Origin of the sequence: Paenilisteria rustica (genome assembly GCF_013820765.1) — a bacterium.
In the GTDB taxonomy this organism is placed as follows: domain Bacteria; phylum Bacillota; class Bacilli; order Lactobacillales; family Listeriaceae; genus Listeria_A; species Listeria_A rustica.
The window spans coordinates 1-17,468 of the sequence record NZ_JABJVM010000007.1 but is presented as its reverse complement, the minus strand read 5'-3'; the positions used below and the strand labels follow the sequence as shown (position 1 = coordinate 17,468).

Genomic DNA, 17,468 nt, shown 5'->3' with positions numbered 1-17,468 from the left:
TACGGATATCTATTTTAAAATTTCTAGTATATTTAACATCTCTCTTTTCACATGCTGCTGATCATAAGGAATCGCGGAATCAAAGGCGTTGTGTCGTAACGCTTTCTTCTCTTCCTCACTATTCGCATAAAATTGCAGCAATTTTTCTGCGATGGAATACGGATTTCCAGTCTCTGAGAAGTAGCCATTTTTTCCTTCTACCAGATAGCCTTGAATGCCAGCAATCCGACTACCTATAACTGGGACGCCGCAAGCCAACGCTTCAATGCCTACAAGTCCTAAACTCTCGCCTTTTCTGCGGCTTGGAAAAACAAAGACATCCATCTCATTATACAACGCAACAAGTTTTTCTTGCGGCAATAAATCATAACAACGAACATCGTCCTGTAGTTCCAACTCTTGAATAAGCGCTTCTTTTTGAGGATTTTCCTTACCATTTCCAATCATGATAAGTTGTGCCGGCTGGTTCGATTGGTGTTTAAATTCAGAAAAGCCACGAAGCGCATCATCCCAGCCCTTATCAACATCAATACGCCCGACATAGCCCACATGGAAAACCGAGGTATCTCGCGCTGTATCCTGTGGTGTGAACAAAGTACGGTTGACGCCACCAGATGGTGAAATCCAGATGTTTTCAGGCGCTAGCTGATAACGTTTAACCACACTTTGTTTGAAATAATCCGACGGGACCACGATATGACTCGCTTTTTTCAATAGTCTCGCCACCCATATTTGCAAGCGCTCTTGTAACGGTGTCTCTGGGAATACATCACTACCGTGGAGATTGACCACGAGATTTAATTTTCGCTTCAAAAATTTAGCACCTAAAATCGGAATCGCGCTGTGAGACGCATAATGCAAATAAACAAGGTCATATTTTTTAAACAATAACGTGAAAAAAATGCGGAGGTAAAACTGGATATAGAGCCACAATTTTTTGATTTTGCTTAGCTCTTTTTGCATCGTAATCATCTCAATTGTATCTGATGCCTCTTCTAACAACTTCACGTGATTTTTGACAAAAATACCGTAAGATGGGTACTCTTTTGATGGAAACATATTGGAAATAACGAGTATCTTCATGCTTCAATTCCTCTCTTTTGTGTAGTGGGTTTGGCGTAAAACAATCGGTATAGCGTGCGTAATAGCGGGATGTAGATGATTACAATGCACAACAATGCAGCTACATTAATAATCGAGATTAACCAAACCGTGTGAATTATAATATTGAAACTAGCAGCGACAACGAGTAATAAAGTGGTCATCAAATGGCTTTTTACAGAAAAACCTTTCCAAATCCGCATCGAAAAATACGTCCGCGCTAAGAAAAAGGCAATGTAAGCGGAACCTGTCGCAATCGAAGCCCCTATCGCACCATAGTTCGGCACAAGTAAAAAATTCAAGCCTACCGACACAATGAGCGCAATAACAGAGACCAGAATATTCAGCGAGCTTCGTTTCAGAAAAACAATCCCCAAGTTCGTCGTATCACTCACCGTCATCATCAGCGGATAGAAGCAAAGAAACGGGAAGATGTACTGCGCTTCGCTGTATTCGGGCGATAAAATCATCATGATGACGCCTTTAAACAACAATAGTCCCATAAATAACAAGGCAATCAGAAACATAATGCTATCGCTCACCAATTTAAAATAGTGCATTGGTTTCTGCTTTTTGTACCATTCGTACGCCGTGGGTATCCAAAAATTCGAAAACGTCGTCTGTAAAATCAACAGTGCGCTCGCAATTTTAAAAGCAGCTGTGTATAATCCCAATTGTTCGAAATCACCAAAATAACGAATAAACAATTTATCGATAATCACAAACAAGCTATAAATCACTGTCGCTAGCGCAATTGGCAATCCAAACTTCGCCAATCTCGGATATAAATCAGGGTCGGTCTTAATTGGATTCATGTACAATATCCGCACATTTCGAATCATCAAAATCGCATCCCCAATCACCTGGCCGATTATTGTGGCATAAACAACGGTGATAAACGTGTGGGAGAAATAAGTGAGGAAAAAAATCGTACAAAGCAAGATACTCAATTTCACTAAAATATTGAACAGCGAAAATTCCAACGCCTTGTTTTGCATCCGAATGTATAAAAATAAGAATCGCTCAAATATCAGAAACGGAATCGACGCCGCAATCAGATACACCGCATGGCGGTATACCTCGCTTCCAAAAAGAAAGACAGAAATCGGCTTGGCAAACCAACACATGCATCCAATCATAATCCCGGAGAACAAAAACGGAACAATCATGGCCGTGCTAAACAGTTTTCTCTTATTCGGATACTCGTAAAACTCGCGTGCAAAAGCTTGATCATAGCCTAAATAAATGACGCAAATCAACAACGTCTGCGCAAGCATGAACATACTTGTTTTGCCGTATTCTTCTGGAGAAATGAAAAACGTAATTACCGGAATTGTCATCAAATTTAGTATCGCAGAACCCAAGGAACCAATCGCAAATTGCATCAATCGTTTAACAAGAGCTTTCATTCTTTTTCACACAAGCTTTCTTTTTGTAAGAATAAGCCACCGCACACGAGGCCGAATAACGTGGATGACAGGGCAGAAAATAAGACGTGGCCGGCAAAAGCGCCGTAACACAGGAGGATAACAAATAGCACGCTGTAAATGCTTCGTTTTTTGCAGGATAGTATAAAGAAGAAGAGTAGGAGGCCAATCATCACAAGGAGCCCCACAATCCCAAGGGAGAAAAATACATCAAAGAAATCCATTTCTACAAGATCGCCCAGCCCCCATGTCGTCACACGTTGGCTAAAACCAAAGCCGAAAAGTTGCGTCATGAGGTTGCCGCTATGCATAAAGGAGGCAGAAGCAGTATCCAAAAATTCACTGCGCGAACTCGTGATAAAGCGTAGCAAATCGCCGTTATACAAGTTATAAAAATAAGTCAACCGCTGAACAAGTCCTGAAACCGTCTCTAAAATAAACGCACGACCCTGTATCGTAATGAAAGTCACGACCGCGAAAATCATCATCCCAATACCCCACTTCGAAGCGATTCCGACACGATTTTGCAAGAAGAAGAAACGTAGGAGTAACACGATCGTTAATCCGACACCATATATAATGCCCGTTTTTGTCCCTAACAGAAGCAAACCTAGCAAATTGCCCAAATAAAGCAGCGCCAACAATCCACGCGTCCACACTCCGGTCTTCTTCGTCTGTTTAAACAAATACCAACCAGTAAAAGTCGCCGACACAATGAAACCTATCGTCGTATCATTATTCGCAAAGAAGAACGCCTTATAGCCTGCCTCCGAAGCCTCATACGTCTGATTTCCAATCCCAAGCACGTACGGAATCAATAAACCCAGCGTGAAAAACGTACTAATCGCGAGAAACATCTTTTCATAACTAGCCTCTTTCAACAAATCCGCGCGCTGATACACATAATATGGAATTAACACCCAAAGGAAAAACTTCGTCATGTTCGTCAAATCATACAAGAACGACGGCGTATCACTTTGCAAAACGATGGTCTGAATAAAAAGCGAAATAACACCACAAAAAATCAAAGCGACAGACAGAACCGTGTATAGTTTTTTTGCAAAGCCCTTTCTAGCAATCTGAAAAACTAGAAAACTAATACACACGAGTCGATACGCAATACCGATTGGGAGATTGATTCCCGCCGACAACACAAAGCCATTCAGCGCATCAATAACAGGAAAAATAGCCATGAGAATCATAAATATCTTCGTTTCTTTGAGCACTAGTATCTTACCTCTCTTGTTTAATCACTTTGGCAGGAACCCCGCCAATCACGCTATATGGCGGATACTTTTTAGCTGGAACTACAGCACCCGCGGCTACCACACAACCATCTGGAATCTCCGCTCCTGCTAAAATCGTCACTCGCGTACCAATCCAAACATCATTCCCGATAAAAACGGATTTTTGCGTCGTTCCGCTATCCAAAATCTTTTCTTTCCCATTAATACAATGCGTTTCCGTCAAAATCACAACATCTGGCGCCATCAACACATCATCGCCAATATAAACAGGAGCAGTCGCAATAATACGCGCATTGTCCCCAATCGACGAACGTTTTCCAAGATGAATATTTTTCGGATGGCGCAATTTTAGCTTCGGACGTAGGTTACTATTTTTCGCACAGCTACCAAAGAAAGCACGTGCCATCTGATTCTTCAGCTGACGAATGATCCGCCCAAAAGCGAGCCGGTTTGGCATTGGAACAACATTTAGCACTGAAAATGTCAATTTAGCGAACATCTTTTTTCCTCCACCTTTCCTTCATCACTTTCCGCACAAAGCTCAAATTGCCAACAAAATAGCGTTTGAACATCCGACGCGGTTCTTGCATAAAGCGATAAAACCATTCCAGCCCAGCTTTTTGCATCCATTGCGGCGCGCGCTTCGTCACACCAGCAATCACATCGAAGCTACCGCCGACACCCATCACAAATGGCGCGCCCATCATCTCTTTATGAGCATGAACCCACTGTTCTTTTTTAGGGCTGGAAAAAGCGACAAAAACTATATCGGCTTTTGATTTTCGGATATCCATCGCAATTTCTTCGGACTCTACTTCATCAAAATAACCATTTCGATACCCAGCTACTTGAAGATTCGGATATTTCTGTTGGTGTAACTGGACGACTTCTTGCACGACATCCTCTTGAGCCCCGAAATAATACACCCGGAAGCCCTTTTCTGCACTCAATTTAACTAAATTTTCAAACAAATCAATACCAGCAACTCTTTCCTGCACCTCATGTCCAAGGAATTTCATCGCCCAGACAATCGATTGACCATCCGCATTGATCAGCGGCGACGCATTAACAATGTCCGCAAGTTCTTCATTTTGAGCCATCAAATTAATCTTACTGGCATTAATCACCACATGTTGCACTGGTTTACCAATCCGAATGATCGCCTCTACCTTGTTCAATGTTTCCTTCATCGTCAATGCATCCACATAACTACCTAATAAAAATGTTCGAGTCATACGATTTTTCACTTCTCCTCTAACTTAATAGGCTTTATTTGGGACAAAAATAATCCGCACCGTTCGGAGTAATATGTGGATATCTAGCGAAAAACTCACTTTTTGAATATACTCTAAATCTAAATTCACCATTTCCGCAAAACTGACATCGTTGCGCCCGCTGACTTGCCATAACCCCGTACATCCTGGCGTCACGGACAGTCTTCTGTAATCGCGTACGGAATATTCTACGACTTCGCGTTTCAGCGGCGGCCGTGGTCCAACGAGCGACATGTCCCCCTTTAATACATTAACAAGCTGAGGGAATTCATCAAGGCTCGTCTTTCTTAAAAATTGACCTAGTTTCGTCACGCGGGGATCTTGTTTCATCTTAAACATCGCGCCCTCTACTTCATTAAATTGAAGCAGTTCTGCGAGCTTTTCCTCCGCATTTGGAATCATTGTCCGAAACTTATACATCATGAAACGCGAGCCATTTTTGCCAACACGTTCTTGTTTAAAAAACACCGGGGCCTGGATATCACTTAGCTTAATCGCAAGGGCTAGCACGAAAAAAAGGGGGGTTAGAACAAGTAAACCGAAGCCGGCACCCAGCAAATCCATACTTCGTTTGACGATTGGATAAAATTTAGCAGCTGCTTTTGTGGACTTAGCCACTGTTTTTGTAGACTCCATTGTAATCTCCTTTATTGATAGTAATAATAATTGTTTGCATTATTTTTCACACGATTTAAAACCGTTCCTATAATTGGAATATGCGTTTTTTGAAGTTGCTGCACGGCTACCTTGGCACGTTCTTTTAGTGTTTTGTCACTTCGCAAGACGACGATCGCGCCTTCTACATAGGGGGTTAAAACAAGGGCATCAGATGAAGCTAAAATAGGTGGGGTATCAATAATAATTTGATCGAATTGCTCAGTGAATTGCTTTATCAAGCGCTCCATTTTTTTAGAGGCAAGCAATTCATTCGGATTTGGTACCATCGTCCCGCTCGTTAAGACGGTTAAATTATCGATTTCTGTTTGGTGGAGCATATCTTGGAGGTCCGTTCCATTGCTCGTAAGCACGTCGGATAAGCCAATGTTATAATGAATGCCAAATGTCCGATGACTTGTCGGTTTTCGCATGTCTGCATCAATTAATAATGTCTTGTTTCCTTGTTTGGCATAACAGATGGCTAGGTTCGCTGACACTGTCGATTTACCGCTTTCTGGCTCTGGTGACGTGACTAAAATCGATTTATACTCTTTATCCACCGAAGAAAAATGGATACCAGCTCGGAGCGTCTTGAATTGTTCCGCGATTGGCGAACTTGGATTTGTTGCTGTAATTAACTTTCTTTTGGTTGCTTGTTGTTTACTCAATTGGCATTATCCTTTCCGCTTCTTTCGTCTTGCTCTTGGTGCTTTCTCAAATAAATCCTCATCTTTCATTTCATTAATCATTGATAGTACAGGAAGCCCCAAAGTTTTTTCCACGTCCTCTGCTGTTTTAATCGAGCGGTCAAATAGATCACGAAGGAACATAATAGCAATGCCCAAAATCATACCTAACAGTGTCGCAACAGCAATCAGCAAGGCTTTGTGTGGTTTGACCGGCGCTGCATCGTCATCTAAATTAGCCTCGGATAGCGTATAAATATTATCAATTTTCATTATTTTCGGAACATCTTTACTAAATATACGGACTGTTTCGTTGGCAATTTTGACAGCATCTCTAGCATTTGCACTCTCTACATTAATCTTGATGACTTGCGAATCCGAAGTACTGTTCACTTGAATCATTTGCTCCAGCTCTTTTGTCGAATACACATCATCCATGTTTTCAGACACCTGCGCCAAAATTCGCGGGCTCATGATAATCGAGGTGTACGTGTTAATAAGCTGCAAGTTCGCCTGGACATCCTGTGATTGTACAATGGTGTTTTGGGGCACAGACTGATTAATCAAAACCTGCGTTTCGCTTTGGTAGATTGGTGTCGAAAAGAAATACAGATAGCAACTCATAAGCAAGGCACATACACACATACTTATAAAAATAATCCATTTATTCTTTTTCAAAAGGTCCCATATTTGTTTTACATTTAAACTATCTTCCATTGTTTCCTCCTGGCTTATTCCGCTATTGGAACTAACTTTTTACTGTTTGTTCGCATCTCATATACGTTTCCCATATTGTAAATCGCCACTTTTTCTAACTCCGGAATAACATTTTTTGTATCAAAAATATAGTGTTGTTTCATACCCTCAAATTGACTTGCCGTCACCGCTTTGAACTCACTATGATCCGTTAAAATACAGACTAAATCTGCGTTTTCTACCGCTTTCTCAAACTCAGGCTCAATCCAAGGTGCTTTTACATGCGGATCAAAAACGGATAATTCAAAATCTGTTTCTTTTTCTAGAAGCTGTATAATTTCAAGCGCTGGACTTTCACGGATATCATCTACATCACCTTTATATGTCGTGCCGAACACGGCCACTTTTTTGCCATCGATGTCTGCCATGAAGTTCTTTACTTTCGCTACAATGAAGTCTGGCATCGAGTTGTTGATGGCGCGTGCTTGCTGAATCAGTGGTGTGTTGCTAGGTGTTGCCGCGACAATGAAGTACGGATCCACGGCTAGGCAATGTCCACCAACTCCTGGTCCTGGCGCGTGCAGGTTCACGCGAGGATGTTTATTCGCCATCTCGATGACTTCCAATGCGTTGATGCCGAGCGTATCGCCAATTTTGGCAAGTTCATTCGCAAGCGCGATATTGACGTCACGAAATGTATTTTCCATGAGTTTTGAAAGTTCCGCAGCACCCGCTGATGCTTCGATGAGTTCTCCTTGAACAAACACGCCATACACTTGTTTTCCAGCCTCGACACAAGCCGGCGTCAAGCCACCGATAATGCGGTTATTATGCACTAACTCATGAATAATTTTCCCAGGCAATACGCGCTCGGGACAATGGACTAAAAAGATATCTTGCCCAATGATAAATCCTGCTTCTTCCAACATCGGCTTCACCACATCTTCTGTCGTGCGTGGTGCGATGGTAGATTCTAATATGATGACATTTCCTTTTTCTAAATAAGGAATCGTTTTGCTGACCGCGTCGACAACATGTGTTAAATCACATGATAGATAGGCATCGGCCTTATTCGGCGTTGGCACAGCGACAATAAAAACATCCGATTCCTCTAGATTTAACTGTGCTTTAAAATTCCCAGATAATAAGGCTTTCGTTAGCTCTGCTTGAAGTCCTGGTTCCTCAATGTGAATTTTTCCTGCGTTAAGCATGTTTATCGCGTCTTCTTTCAGGTCAATACCAATCACATTCTGACCATGATTAGCAAACATGATAGCCGTCGGTAAACCTATATAACCCAATCCAATAACTGCGATTTTCAAAGAATCATCTCCTCATAGATTTTAAAATTTACTTATTGTTCGGAATCGAAATTTTCCATGTTGCGAGTACTTTTGGTTTTTCTTTGCCAAATGTCACTGGTTGGTAGGAAAACTCGCCAGATTTTACGTCTTTCGGTAATTCAAAATTGATGGCTCCGCTCACTGTTTTGTCAGCTGCGATTTCTGTTCCGATATTGTTGGCATCTGCTTTCACTTGGTACGTTTTGTCACCAGATTTGAAAATAAAGTCATTGCCACCGATACCGTATTTGCTGCCCGTTTCATTTTTAAAATCCATTGTTATTTGTACGATATTTTTGTCACCTTTACCGTTCTCCGTTGTTTCGATACCTTTGATTTGCATCTCCATATTATTTACCGTCTTTGTTGGGAAGGTTGTTTCTTTTTCTGCTTTTGTTTCTTGTGTTGTTTTTGATGCTTCTTCCTTAGAGGCGGACGCAGAACATGCGGCTAGTGATAAGGCACAGGCTCCGGACATCGCGATTAATATAACTTTTTTTAGCATATGGTTCTCCTTTATGTTCTCTTATTTTTATATAAACTGTTATTTTTTTCGAAGTTATTTTTTTAAAGTGTGTGATGACTAAAGTTTATTTAGCCATCACACCCAATCGTATTTGAAATTTAGTTAATTGTTATTACTAGATCTAGTCGATAGTGACTACTTTTTGTGCCACAATCGCGCCTGTTGTGTCGTAACCAAGAACCGTTACAACATCGTCTTTGCTCGCTACTTTATCTTTGATGTAATATTTGTAACTGCCATCTGCGTTGACAGGAACTTTGCCATATGTTGTTTCATTGACTTTAACAGCAACATATCTCACTGTTCCTGTGTACGCTCCTGTCGCGTTAGCATCACCAATTGTATACGTGTTTGTTGTAAGCGTAGATGAATCTTCTGGTGTGATAGTTATTGATTCTTCTGCAATCTGCGTGCCTGTGCTGTCATAACCGATAACAGAAACTGGAGTTGTTGCATCTGTAATCTTATCTTTTCCATAGTATCTCCACTCTGTATCGTTTAATACTCCGACTTTATCGTAAACTTTATCGCCGACTTTAAGTGCCACGTATTTCACGCTACCAGTGAAGGTACCTGTGACATTTGCATCTGTTTTCAGTTTGAACGCGACTGGAGTAATCGTACTTTGTCCAGCAGGATTTTGAGTTACTGTCAACGATTTCGTGTCAACAAGCGTTCCAGCAGCATTGTATGCTTTCACAGAAACAACATCCGTTGGGTTCAAAATTCTACCTTTAGAGTAATATTGCCAGTTTGTTGCATCCAACACGCCTACTTTACCGAATTCTACACCGTTCACAACGAGAGAAACTGTCTTCACGTTTCCTGTGAATGTACCTTTAATAAAGGTATCGGTAGAAATAGCGAAGTGATCTGGATTGATTGTGATTGCGCCAACTAAACTTTCTGGGCCAGCGATAGATACGTCTTTTGTATCAATAACAGTGCCTTCTGAGTTGTAACCAATCAATTTGACTACATCTGTTTTGCTTGTAATCTTGTCTTTTGCGTAATACTGTAAGGCTCCTGCTCCTAACACTCCCACAGGTTGATATACCGTTCCGTTGACTGAAATCGCTACTCTTGTAACAGAACCAGTGTACGTTCCTGTCACAAAGCTGTCTGCGCCAACAATGAATTCTTTTGGTGTTACGGCTCCCACTAATAGATTACCGTCTCTCAAGGTTACTTTTGCACGCGATAGTTCTTTACCTGATGCGTCAAGAGCAACGATGTACGCGTCTTGTGTTGTTGTTGCGATTTTGTCTTTCGCGTAATACGAGAAGCTTCCATTTACTGAAACTGTTGTATATTTTGTGTTACCGACTTGTAAATATACTTTTGTTGCATCACCAGAAACAGTTGCTTGAATACCTGCATCGTGTCCAACATAATATGGTGCAGTGACTACTACTGTTCCTGCTGCTTGTCTTGTAACTGTTGTTGAAGCACTTGATGTTTTACCATCTTTCGTTACTGTTGCTGTTACGCTTGCTCCTCCGGCTTGCTTAGGAATCGTGATGCTATATTTGCCATCTGATCCAACTGTCCCTGATCCAATTGTCGTGCCAGCCGCATTTTTGATTTCGATGCTAGCGTTTGGTTCTGCTTCACCTGAAACAGAGGTAGATTCATTTGTTAGGGCGTCGATTGTTGTTTTCACGATGTCTTGACCTGCTGCTACGGTTGTCGAACCGCTTGCTGTTTTACCAGATTTCGTTGCTGTTGCTGTTATAACTGTTCCCAAGCCTTGTCTTGGAATCGTGATGCTATATTTGCCGTCCGATCCAACTGTTCCTGATCCAATTGTTGTGCCAGCCGCATTTTTGATCACAATGCTAGCGTTTGGTTCAGCTGTCCCTGTTGCAGATGTTGCGTCAGCTGTTAGTGTGTCAATCGTTGTAGCTAAAATTCCATCACGTACAACAGTCGTGTTTGCAGCTGATGTTTTACCGCCAGAAGTAGCTGTTGCTGTTATAACTGCACCTTCTACTTGTTTAGCAATTGTTAAGCTGTAAATACCGTCTGATCCTACACGACCTGTTGCAAGTTGTATACCAGCTTGGTTTCTGATAACGATTGTTGCGTTTGGTTCAGCTGTTCCTGTTGCAGATGTTGACTCTGTTGTAAGTGGGTTTATTGTCGTTTGGTCAATGCCGTCACGTTCTACAATAGTCGATGCTGTTGATGTAAATCCTAATAACGTAGCTGTTGCCGTAACAGCAGTCCCTTCTGCTTGTTTCGCAATTGTAAAGCTGTAAATGCCATCTGATCCTACGCGGCCAGTTGCAAGTTGTGTTCCATCTTGATTTCTCACTACAACTGTTGAGTTCGCTTCTGCTGTTCCTGAAACAGTCGTGGATTCTGTTGTTACTTTGTTAATTGTTGTCTCATCAATCTCACCACGAATGACTGTTGTTTGCGCAGTAGATGTTTTACCATTTGATGTCGCTGTTGCTGTCACGGCTGTTCCTGCTGTTTGTTTTGGAATCGTGATGCTGTATTTGCTGTCTGATCCTACGCGGCCTGATCCAAGTACGTCACCCGCACTATTTTTGATTTCAATTGTTGCGTTTGCTTGTGCTGTTCCTTCTGCTACTGTTGATTTTGTTGTTAAAGCTGCAATTGTTGTTTGATCAAGATCACCTTGTGTTACTGTTGCTGTTGCAGAAGACGTTGCTGCTCCTACTGTCGCTGTTGCTGTGACTCTTGTGCCCACATCTTGTTGTTCCATTGTAATACTGTATGCTCCGTCTGATCCTACTTTTCCAGAACCGATGACTTCTCCATTTGCTTTGATTTCAATAGTTGCATTTGGTTCCGCTGTCCCTGTTGCTTTTGTTGAATCTGTTGTGACAGGCGCTATTGTTGTTTGGTCGATAGCTGCTTGGATGACTGTTGTTGTCGCAGATGAAGTAATACCATTAGAGGTTGCTGTTGCTGTTACGACTGTTCCCGAAGCTTGTTTAGGAATTGTAATGTCATAATAACCATCTGATCCTACTCTACCTGTCCCTAATGTTGCTCCTGCCGCATTCGTAATAACAAGGTTTGCGTTTGGCTCTGCTAAGCCGACTACATGCGTTGAATCGGTAGTAAGATCCTCAATTGTTGTTTGTGCAATATTCGTTAAGGCATAGCTACCACCAAATAATTTACCTGTCGTTTTACTTACAAATTGTGATTGGAATTGCGCACTGTTTGACATTAAGTTCTTTTGACTTAAGTTACCTTTATCCCAACCAGACAAGTCAAATGTTCCTGTTTTAAAGTCGTTGAAGTTACGCGTTGGTTTGTCATTGTAGATAAAACCGTAGTCCCATGTGGATAAGCCTTTATCAGAATTGATGTTAACCTTAGTTGAAGCGCCAGCAAAGTTCGCAAAGACTGATCCAGTTGCATTTGTATTGGTAATAGCAAAATTCGAACCATTCTCAAATACTGTTGTTTTACCTGTTTGAACTGTCCCTTGTCGGCCTTTAGAAGTCGCAATAAAATCAGCGCCAGTTTGAACAATTAAGTCACCGTTTGTAATAGAAATACCTTCTTCAATCGTGTCACCTGCGTCAGCTCTGAATTTAGCTCCTGTTTTGACGACCATACTTCCGCCAACTGCGTAAATAGCTTGCTTATTGGCAGATTTCAGTTCCATATTCCCTGCTATCGAAATTTGTGCAGTACCACTAGATGCATAAAGTGTATATGATTTCGAATTAACTTTCATGTTAGAGTTTGCTTCTTGCGTTAGATTTCCATATACATAAAGTGCCTTCCCATTAGATTCAATGGATGAGAAATCAACATTTGCTCCCTCTCTAACTAAAAGGTTCGTTCCTTGATACACTTCTTCTAATGTAGCAGTTGCTTTAATGTCTCCCTCTAGAATAGTTGTACCATAAGCGTTGTACACAAATTGTTCACCGCTAGAAGTTACATTTTTATAAGTCACTTGTACGCCCTTATCATCTGACCAGAATAAGGGATAAATATTTTGGTTAGTGATTGTTAAATCTTCTATACGGTTGACAGTATCTACTTTGGAAATACCAATTCTATACCGACTCATATCGATTGTGTGTCCATTACCGTATAGATTTTTGTTTGTTGTGAAGTTAAAACTTGCTGTTACTCTAATGTCTGCTGTTAATTTAATGTTTGTTACACTTGTGCTTAATAATGCTGCTCTCAGTTCTGCAAATGTTGCTACCTCTGTTGCATTGGCTGGTGCTACTGCTAATGCGGCGTTCTTAAGTGCTGCCTCACTTGCGAATACGTTAACAGGTAAGGTACTCAATAATGAACTACCTATCAATACAGTTGCTAGGGCAATTTTCCCACTTTTTTTGACGATATTATTTTTCGTTGACATTAATAAATGTCCTCCTCTTATTTAAATTATTTATTATTAATAGTTGCGCAACTATTTTTTTGGACTGAATTCAAAAGCTTAGCTTGAATCAATCAAACGTTTTATTCTTCTCATAATGTACACCCTCTCTAAATTAACTGAATTTTTATTTTTAATAAACACATAATATTAACGGCTATTTCGTTATATCCTTAATATCTCGCAGAACTATACCGCTATTATTGAACCTTGATTTCGATCCCTAATATTTTTTAGTGTACCAAAATGAATATTCTATCTTTTTTTAACACGTACTAACAAGCGTTGCGATTTAGATATGACTTCTCCCTGCCTTGCTAGTTCCCTTATTACAGTGCTTAGTGTTGTATGGCTTATTCCCATATAGTTCGCTAGCACTTTTCTTGTGAATATTTTTGGTAGTTCAACAAAATCTTTCTCTTCTGCTTCTATACCGAACCAGCTTGCTATGGAGTAAAGTAACATGGCTACCTTCCCGTCATTATCTTCACCTATAGCTCTCAGTTTCATTGTATACCGTTCGTACGTTTCTCTCATGTAATTATAGTGATATAGATAACCCTCCTGCATGTTGATTATTTTTGCAAGTACATCTTGAAGCTCAAAACGCCATGTAACTAACTCTCCTGTTAATGATTCAGCGTGCAGTTTAGAATCGTTCATAAAATTGCTATGATGCAGACCAATGAATCCATCTTCACCAATAAAATCGATAATATTGGATTCAAGGATTAGTGCACCCATACCTTTCTCAACCGCGTAGACATAGATTGAAGAACTATTATTTCCATCGGTTAATACTATTTTATCTGATTTCCCAAAAACTATATGTTTCTTTTTAATCGGGAATATTTGATCGTCTAGAAGTATCTCTAATAATTTTTTTGATTGAAAGTCGCTTTGTATATTGTTACTAGAGTAAAGACCCGTTAAGCTCATACTATCGCCTCCTACAATTTATGTTACCAGCTATTCTCATAAAAATCGTTGTATAATTTTATACTTTTATTTGTTTTTGTGTCTATTTTAAGAACTTTTGAATCTAGCAGTAATAATAAGAGCCCTGATTCGAAACGATCAGCTCGCTTATCTCTTACACTTATTTAACCATGATTTCTTAAAACCTGGTAATCATTAATTTCGATTTTTTTGGACATTTTTGAAACAACCCGCTCTCTGTAGGCAACTGGTAGCCATAAACTAACTTCCTTTCAGAAGACAACCTGAATTTCTAGATGGCTTATCTATCAATAACACTGTACTTAAACTTGGTGGTATACTGTACTTGTATGTATAGAGTAGTTGTTCTACATTCTATTGCACTCTATAGTAAGGATTATAATTGTTAACATTAATTATCAAGGTTGAGCCTATTTATTGTGTTATCAATTTTATATTAAATATGGAGGTGAAGAGATGAACCATTTCTTTCTACAGCTCGTAGCAGATAAGAAGATAAAAAGGCAGATTAAGTTACTTCAAACAATTTACGATGCGCATTACCCAATTAGTTTAGAAGAAATTTCAAATGATTTAGATACTACGACACGCACTCTTTCCAGAGATTTAAAAGATTTAGATGAGATTCTACCTGAAAAGGATACATTTCAATTGGTAAAGACATCTGGCTATGTTATCAGCAGAGAACACGATGTTGATAACTTAATATTGCATGTGTCCGAGCAATCGCCTCTTTTTAAAATAATCTACAGTATCTATGATGAAATCTTTCTAACCATAGATGAATGGGCCGATGAATTATTTTTATCTCCTTCAACGTTATACCGATATTTAAATCATTTAAAAAAAATATTGAAAGAATATGAATTAGAGCTTACACTCACACCTGTCTCTATTGTAGGCTCTGAACAAAATATCCGATTTTTTTATTTTTATTATTTATACAATACGGACGATGTACATCCCGAATATAAGCCTAATCCAAAACAGTTTGCCATTTTTGAAGAGGCGTATAATCATTTTATGGAGCACACAACTATCCAAGCGCATATCCATCACCGAAGCCTGCTTTATTGGATTACAGTTTTCAACAAGCGTGTGGCTCAAGGTCACTATATTAAAATTGATCAGCAGTTGATAGATATTCAAAAGCAAGCGCCATCTTATGTATATATACACAAATTAGCGAAGATTCTATTACCTGATGTCCCCCTATCAGACATCCCAGAAGATGAAATTGCATATATGGATTTATTATTATTAGATAACTACATCTATCACGAAGGACTACGGAATCCAGATGATTATCCGCTAGATTCCCATATTAGTAATCTCATCCATACTTTCTTAGATGACGCTTTTAAAAAGATGTCTCTACAATATGAAAATGAAGCTATCAATGAAATTTTTGGATTTTATTTGAGAAATCTCTATTTAATTAGCAAAGTAACTCCAGTATTCCAGAAAAATTATTATGAAATTAATAAGTACATCAAATCTCGCCACCCAAAATCTTATACATCTTGGCTTAATATACTAAGTGAGAGCCCGCTTGTTAAAGAATTCAACTTGATTTTTTTAGAAGATATCGCAGTTAACTTAACCATGTTTTCTTATTATGCTGTTTATAAGCATGACTTGCCAGAGCTAAATATCTATTTTGCCTTCGATGGTAAAGTAGCCTATTTAAACTATGTCGAGATTTTAATAGACAATTTTGTTAATAATAACCTCCAAGTGACCATGATTGCTAATAAGCGCATTACAAAGGAGATGGTGAAAGAACTCGGGATTGATATTGTCATCCATAACTACAAAGATGACGACGAGGACCTGGGCTGTTTAACGTATAGAACTGCTCGGGTTCCAAATAACCATGATTGGGATATGATTAGTGAGCTTGTCTATGGAGCAAATTAGTAGAATTCATCTATATTATCGAGAATAGCGCTGTTGTGCTATAAATTCTGCGATATCGTCTTAGCTACGAAATATCTCATAAATTTTGTTCAAAAAGATTAGTAGGTAAGACCACGACCATGGTTTTGCCTACTATTTTTGGTGATGTATAGATTTAGACTGTGAACCCGTGTAAAAATATCCATGAATACAAAAAAAGGATCCCAGTTATCACCAGGAACCCACTTTTGCTATAATAATTACCTAATCGTCAAATGATCATCCGTGAAATCCGTCGAAACGTCCAGCACCTCACATGCCTTTTGATACATACGAACACTCATATCCGGATCTCCTGCTTCCAATCGCGAAATCACGAGCGGTGACAAATCCGATTTCAGCCCCAGATCCAACTGCGACCATTTCTTTTTCACACGTTTTGCAAAAATAAATTGACCTAAACGAGCCGAGAAACTATCCAAATAATGAACAATCGCTTCGTTCTCCCACGCCAATTCCTTCAACGTTTCGAATTCATAATCATCCTTGCCAATGCTCAATCTCGCTTCCGAACGACGAAGGAATATCCGCTTCACTTCTTCCCGATACGCGCCCATTTTATCATTGAACGGGTTGCGATCTTTAAAATAGCCTTTTACAAAGCAATAATACGTTTCTGTATCCGAAAAAGCCGTGAAATAAAGCATCCTGCAATTCTTATCTTTGAAGTGGACTTTCATTTCCTCAATCGGCTGGTCAACGGATGTTTCGATTTTATTCGTTTGTAGCGAGTACGACTGGTTTTTACCGATAGTCAAATGAACTTCCGGTAAAACCTGTTTTCCCGTTGTTAATTTTCTCGTTTCCGCCTTCTCTAGCTGCATCAGGCCTTGCAATAAAAGGGTCGACATTAAAGGTTGTTCTTTAATCAAACTGTGTAGGAAATCATATGCTTGAAATTCATCTTGTTCATCTCTTACAAAAATTATTTTCGCCATATTATTCGCAGTAACACCTTGCGAGTGCACCGCTCCCCTCCTTTATCTATCGTTCTACCCTTATTGTATAGGTTTTCATGAAAAATTGCACCTTACTTGCGCGGCTGATTGCAATTCTTCTTTCCACTATATTAAAAAAACGGTTCTATAATAAATGTTGGGGTAGAAATTAATCTGCCTCAACATTTTTTTGTTCTCATTTCAAGACAAAAAAATACACAGTAATATCAACATCCGTTAAGATAAAAGTGACGAAACCCAATCCAA

General features: G+C 39.7%; 14 protein-coding genes. 1 reads left to right on the top strand and 13 read right to left on the bottom strand.

Translation table 11 applies throughout. From position 1 onward, the window contains the following. Positions 1-9: 9 nt before the first annotated feature. The 12 genes from HPK16_RS08220 to HPK16_RS08165 form a co-directional block, all read right to left on the bottom strand. On the bottom strand, positions 10-1,083 hold the full coding sequence (locus HPK16_RS08220) for a glycosyltransferase family 4 protein (protein ID WP_181676499.1): 1,074 nt from the start codon (positions 1,081-1,083) through the stop codon (positions 10-12). Continuing rightward, positions 1,080-2,510 carry an oligosaccharide flippase family protein gene (locus HPK16_RS08215; protein ID WP_181676498.1) on the bottom strand — a complete coding sequence of 477 codons (1,431 nt, stop codon included), beginning with the start codon at positions 2,508-2,510 and terminating at the stop codon, positions 1,080-1,082. The genes HPK16_RS08220 and HPK16_RS08215 overlap by 4 nt, the downstream gene beginning before the upstream one ends. Then, positions 2,507-3,754: an O-antigen ligase family protein gene (locus tag HPK16_RS08210; protein WP_181676497.1), complete on the bottom strand. Its 1,248-nt coding sequence runs from the start codon at positions 3,752-3,754 to the stop codon at positions 2,507-2,509. The genes HPK16_RS08215 and HPK16_RS08210 overlap by 4 nt, the downstream gene beginning before the upstream one ends. A 7-nt stretch (positions 3,755-3,761) precedes the next feature. Further along, on the bottom strand, positions 3,762-4,274 hold the full coding sequence (locus tag HPK16_RS08205; RefSeq protein ID WP_181676496.1) for an acyltransferase: 513 nt from the start codon (positions 4,272-4,274) through the stop codon (positions 3,762-3,764). Beyond that, complete coding sequence (locus HPK16_RS08200) at positions 4,264-5,010, bottom strand: WecB/TagA/CpsF family glycosyltransferase (RefSeq protein ID WP_181676495.1); 747 nt, start codon at positions 5,008-5,010, stop codon at positions 4,264-4,266. The genes HPK16_RS08205 and HPK16_RS08200 overlap by 11 nt, the downstream gene beginning before the upstream one ends. 24 nt (positions 5,011-5,034) lie before the next feature. Next, positions 5,035-5,685 (bottom strand): sugar transferase, encoded by a 651-nt coding sequence (locus tag HPK16_RS08195; protein WP_181676494.1) that lies wholly within the window; start codon positions 5,683-5,685, stop codon positions 5,035-5,037. Between the two features lie 11 nt (positions 5,686-5,696). Continuing rightward, positions 5,697-6,374: a CpsD/CapB family tyrosine-protein kinase gene (locus tag HPK16_RS08190; RefSeq protein ID WP_181676493.1), complete on the bottom strand. Its 678-nt coding sequence runs from the start codon at positions 6,372-6,374 to the stop codon at positions 5,697-5,699. Positions 6,375-6,380: 6 nt separating this feature from the next. Beyond that, the gene (locus HPK16_RS08185; RefSeq protein WP_181676492.1) at positions 6,381-7,109 is read right to left on the bottom strand and encodes a YveK family protein; all 729 of its coding nucleotides are present in this window, start codon (positions 7,107-7,109) and stop codon (positions 6,381-6,383) included. A gap of 14 nt (positions 7,110-7,123) precedes the next feature. Continuing rightward, positions 7,124-8,410 (bottom strand): nucleotide sugar dehydrogenase, encoded by a 1,287-nt coding sequence (locus HPK16_RS08180; protein ID WP_181676491.1) that lies wholly within the window; start codon positions 8,408-8,410, stop codon positions 7,124-7,126. A gap of 28 nt (positions 8,411-8,438) precedes the next feature. Continuing rightward, the gene (locus tag HPK16_RS08175; RefSeq protein WP_181676490.1) at positions 8,439-8,936 is read right to left on the bottom strand and encodes a DUF4352 domain-containing protein; all 498 of its coding nucleotides are present in this window, start codon (positions 8,934-8,936) and stop codon (positions 8,439-8,441) included. Between the two features lie 142 nt (positions 8,937-9,078). Then, positions 9,079-13,326: an immunoglobulin-like domain-containing protein gene (locus HPK16_RS08170; RefSeq protein ID WP_181676489.1), complete on the bottom strand. Its 4,248-nt coding sequence runs from the start codon at positions 13,324-13,326 to the stop codon at positions 9,079-9,081. Between the two features lie 273 nt (positions 13,327-13,599). Continuing rightward, positions 13,600-14,283: a cyclic nucleotide-binding domain-containing protein gene (locus tag HPK16_RS08165; RefSeq protein ID WP_181676488.1), complete on the bottom strand. Its 684-nt coding sequence runs from the start codon at positions 14,281-14,283 to the stop codon at positions 13,600-13,602. Positions 14,284-14,760: 477 nt separating this feature from the next. Between HPK16_RS08165 and HPK16_RS08160 the strand changes: the two genes are divergently transcribed. Then, entirely contained in the window at positions 14,761-16,224 is a 1,464-nt protein-coding gene (locus HPK16_RS08160; RefSeq protein WP_181676487.1) for an AcpB/EbpR/MafR family transcriptional regulator, read from the top strand. A gap of 239 nt (positions 16,225-16,463) precedes the next feature. Here HPK16_RS08160 and HPK16_RS08155 read toward each other — a convergent pair whose 3' ends face one another. Further along, positions 16,464-17,201, bottom strand: a complete 738-nt coding sequence (locus tag HPK16_RS08155) for a helix-turn-helix domain-containing protein (protein ID WP_181676614.1) — start codon at positions 17,199-17,201, stop codon at positions 16,464-16,466. Positions 17,202-17,468 lie beyond the last annotated feature (267 nt).